At 66.3% G+C, this 4077-nt stretch carries 4 protein-coding genes; all 4 read left to right on the top strand.

Annotation, left to right across the window (positions count from 1 at the left end; genetic code table 11):
• Positions 1-1266, top strand: a 1266-nt coding sequence (locus JMF90_RS27125; protein WP_201325652.1) for a sugar ABC transporter ATP-binding protein, incomplete at its 5' end; no start/stop codon positions are given.
• Between the two features lie 27 nt (positions 1267-1293).
• Complete coding sequence (locus tag JMF90_RS27130; RefSeq protein ID WP_006476229.1) at positions 1294-2319, top strand: ABC transporter permease; 1026 nt, start codon at positions 1294-1296, stop codon at positions 2317-2319.
• 43 nt (positions 2320-2362) lie between these two features.
• Positions 2363-3274 (top strand): sugar phosphate isomerase/epimerase family protein, encoded by a 912-nt coding sequence (locus JMF90_RS27135; protein ID WP_027812322.1) that lies wholly within the window; start codon positions 2363-2365, stop codon positions 3272-3274.
• A 70-nt stretch (positions 3275-3344) separates the two neighbouring features.
• Positions 3345-4077, top strand: a 733-nt coding sequence (locus JMF90_RS27140) for a Gfo/Idh/MocA family protein (RefSeq protein ID WP_201325653.1), incomplete at its 3' end; no start/stop codon positions are given.

Here is a 4077-nt window from a genome sequence, read left to right on the forward strand (position 1 = left end):
CTCGATGCGCTCGACCGCGGCATCGCGATGATCCATCAGGAACTCAACCTGATGCCGTACATGACGGTCGCGGAGAACATCTGGATTCGCCGCGAACCGAAGAACCGTTTCGGCCTGATCGATCACGCCGAGCTGCGCCGCCGCACGGCCGCGCTGTTCGAGCGGCTGTCGATCGACATCGATCCGGAGACCGACGTGCGCACGCTGACCGTCGCGAGCCGCCAGATGGTCGAGATCGCGAAGGCCGTGTCGTTCGACTCGGACGTGCTGATCATGGACGAGCCGACCTCCGCGCTGACCGACAAGGAAGTCACGCACCTGTTCCGCATCATTCGCCAGCTGCGCGAGCAGGGCAAGGGCATCGTCTACATCACCCACAAGATGAACGAGCTGTTCGAGATCGCCGACGAGTTCTCGGTGTTTCGCGACGGCAAGTACATCGGCACGCATGCGTCGAGCGACGTCACGCGCGACGACATCATCCGCATGATGGTCGGGCGCGAAATCACGCAGATGTTCCCGAAAGAAGACGTGCCGATCGGCGACGTCGTGCTGTCGGTGAAGGATCTCTGCGTCGACGGCGTGTTCCGCGACGTGAGCTTCGAACTGCGCGCGGGCGAAATCCTCGGCGTCGCGGGCCTCGTCGGCTCCGGGCGCTCGAACGTCGCAGAGGCGCTGTTCGGCGTCGTGCCGGCCACGTCGGGCGAGATCCGCATCGACGGCAAGCCGGTGCGTATTGCGACGCCCGCGCAGGCGATGAAACACGGGATGGCGTTCCTCACCGAGGACCGCAAGGATTCCGGCTGCTTCCTGAATCTCGACCTGCTCGCGAACATGGAAGCGGCGGTGCTGAGCCACCGCTACGTGAAGTTCAATTTCGTGCAGCAGGCGCAGTTGAAGCGCGACTGCGAGGAAATGAGCCGGATGCTGCGCGTGAAGTCGCCCGGGCTGCACGAGGAAATCCAGAACCTGTCGGGCGGCAACCAGCAGAAGGTGCTGATCGGCCGGTGGCTGCTCACGCAGCCGCGCATCCTGATCCTCGACGAACCGACGCGCGGCATCGACGTCGGCGCGAAGGCCGAGATCCACCGGCTCGTCAGCGCGCTCGCCGGCAAGGGCGTCGCGGTGCTGATGATCTCGTCGGAAATGCCGGAAGTGCTGGGGATGAGCGATCGCGTGATGGTGATGCACGAAGGGCGCATGACCGGCATCGTCGATCGCAAGGACGCCGACCAGGTCCGCATCATGGATCTCGCGTCGCGCTGAGCCGCAACAAGATTGGAGACAACTGAAATGGGCAACCTGAACCCGGTCGCGGATGCGCAGACCATGACACTCAAGTCGCGGCATGCGAAGTGGCCGCCCGAACTGAGCATCTTCCTGGTGCTGGTCGGCATCAGCCTGTTCTTCGAGGTCGTCGGCTGGATCGTCGTCGGCCAGAGCTTCCTGTTCAATGCCGAGCGGCTCGAGATCATCGTGCTGCAGATGGCCGTGATCGGCATCATCGCGGTCGGCGTGAACCTCGTGATCATCACCAGCGGGATCGACCTGTCGTCGGGCTCGGTCGTCGCGGCGGCCGCCGTCGTGTCGGCGAGCCTCGCGCAGGTGTCCGACTTCCCGCGCGCGGTGTTTCCGCACCTCACCGACCTGCCGGTCATCTGGCCGGTGCTGGCCGGCGTGTGCGTCGGGCTGCTGGTGGGCCTCCTGAACGGCACGCTGATCGCGCTGACGGGCATCCCGCCGTTCATCGCGACGCTCGGCACGATGGTCGCCGCGCGCGGCTTCGCGAAGTGGTTCACCAACGGAATGCCGGTGTCGATGCTGACCGACCCGTTCGCGGCGATCGGTGCAGGGGCGAATCCGGTGATCATCTTCCTGGTGGTGGCCGCGATCTTCCACGTCGTGCTGCGCTACACGCGCTTCGGCAAGTACACGTATGCGATCGGCGCGAACCGCCACGCGGCCGTCGTGTCCGGCATCAACGTCACGCGGCACCTGATCTTCGTCTACGCGATCGCGGGCCTGTTGAGCGGCATCGCCGGTACCGTGACGGCCGCGCGCGCGATCTCCGGCCAGTCGGGCATGGGCGTGATGTACGAGCTCGATGCGATCGCGGCCGTCGTGATCGGCGGCACGTCGCTGTCGGGCGGCCTCGGCCGCGTGACGGGCACCGTGATCGGCGTGCTGATCCTCGGCGTGATGACGTCGGGCTTCACGTTCATCCGCATCGACGCGTACTACCAGGAGATGGTGAAGGGCGCGATCATCGTCGCGGCCGTGATCGCCGATCAGTACCGCAACAAGAAGTCGCGTCGCTGAGCGCGCGCGTGAGCCCGGAATCAGACTTCGCAAAGGACCCCCGATGAAGATCGCACTGGACCCCTACATGATTCGCCATCTGCCGCTCGATCGCCTGCCGCACGCGGTGGCCGAGCTCGGCTACGACCAGATCGAGCTGTCGCCGCGCAGCGACTTTCTCGACTGGTGGGTGATGCCGCGCGCGACCCGCGAACGCATGGCCGCATTCCGCCAGGCGCTGCGCGCGAGCGGCGTGGGCCTCGCGTCGCTGCAGCCGATGTACCGCTGGGCCAGCCCGTTCGACGACGAGCGGCAATGGGCGGTGCGCTGCTGGAAGAAGGCGATCGAGGTGGCAGTCGAGATGGAGTGCCCGCTGATGGTGTCGGAGTTCGGGCGCGGCGCGTCGCCCGAGCGCTCGGTCGGCGAGCGGCCGGGCGCGAACCCGAAGGAGCTGTGCGAGGCCGCGTGGTTCCGCTCGATGGACGAACTGCTGCCGATCCTCGAGCGCGAACGTATCGTGCTGTCGGTCGAGCCGCATCCGGAGGACTGGATCGAGCAGTTGCAGCCGGCGATCGACATCGTCACGAATCTCGGTTCGCCGTCGTTGAAGCTGTCGTATATCGCGCCGCACACGTTCTACTACGGCGACGACATGGCCGCGATGATCGCGCAGGCCGCGCCGATCCTCGCGCACGTGCGCGTGGCTGACACGTTCGACCACCGCAAGAGCAGCCAGCTGCGCTACATCGTGAACCCGCCCGGCTCGAACCAGATCCGCGTGCACCAGCATCTCGACATCGGGCAGGGCGAGATCGACTGGGACGTGTTTTTCCGCGCACTCGGCGCCGCCGGCTTCGACGGCGTGATGTCGTCGTGCGTGTTCGCGTGGGAGGACCGCGCGGAAGCGTCGTCGCGCTACATGCGTGACGCGATCCAGCGCTACGTCGATCGCCATTTCGATCGCACCGCGCGCTGACTGATGACCGATTGCTGACCGGCGCGGCACGGGCCGCGCCGCTGATGAACGAACGACTGGAGAGAACTGCATGACCTTGCAAATCGGCGTGATCGGCTGCGGCGCGATCGGCCAGGACCATATTCGCAGACTGACGCGCACGCTGTCCGGCGCGCGCGTCGTGGCCGTCAACGACATCGATCCGCAGCAGGCGCGCGATGCGGTGACGAAGTACGGGCTCGACGCCGAGATCTACGGCGACGGCCACGAAGTGGTCGCGGCCGCCGACGTGCAGGCCGTGCTCGTCACGTCGTGGGGGCCGACGCACGAAGCGTTCGTGCTCGACGCGATCGCGCACGGCAAGCCGGTGTTCTGCGAGAAGCCGCTGGCCGTCACGGCCGACGGCTGCATGCGGATCGTCGAAGCCGAAGTCGCGCACGGCAAGCGGCTCGTGCAGGTCGGCTTCATGCGGCCGTACGATGAAGGCTATCGCGCGCTCAAGCGCGTGATCGACAGCGGCCAGATCGGTGCGCCGCTGATGCTGCATTGCGCGCACCGCAACCAGTCGGTCGGCGAGCGCTACACGACCGACATGGCGATCACCGACACGCTGATCCACGAGCTCGACGTGCTGCGCTGGCTGCTCGGCGAGGATTACACGAGCGCGCAGGTCGTCTATCCGAAGAAGACGCGCCATGCATCCGCGCATCTCGCCGATCCGCAGATCGTGCTGCTCGAAACCGCGAGCGGCGTGCGCATCGACGTCGAGATCTTCGTGAACTGCCAGTACGGCTACGACATTCAGTGCGAGGTCGTCGGCGAGC

Source organism: Burkholderia sp. E168m23 (genome assembly GCF_016586125.1).
Classification (GTDB): Bacteria; Pseudomonadota; Gammaproteobacteria; order Burkholderiales; family Burkholderiaceae; genus Burkholderia; species Burkholderia orbicola.

Excerpts from the sequence above, each read along its gene's own strand:
- JMF90_RS27135 (WP_027812322.1), top strand. The coding sequence starts at position 2,363 with ATGAAGATCGCACTGGACCCCTACATGATTCGCCATCTGCCGCTCGAT.
- JMF90_RS27130 (WP_006476229.1), top strand. The coding sequence starts at position 1,294 with ATGGGCAACCTGAACCCGGTCGCGGATGCGCAGACCATGACACTCAAG.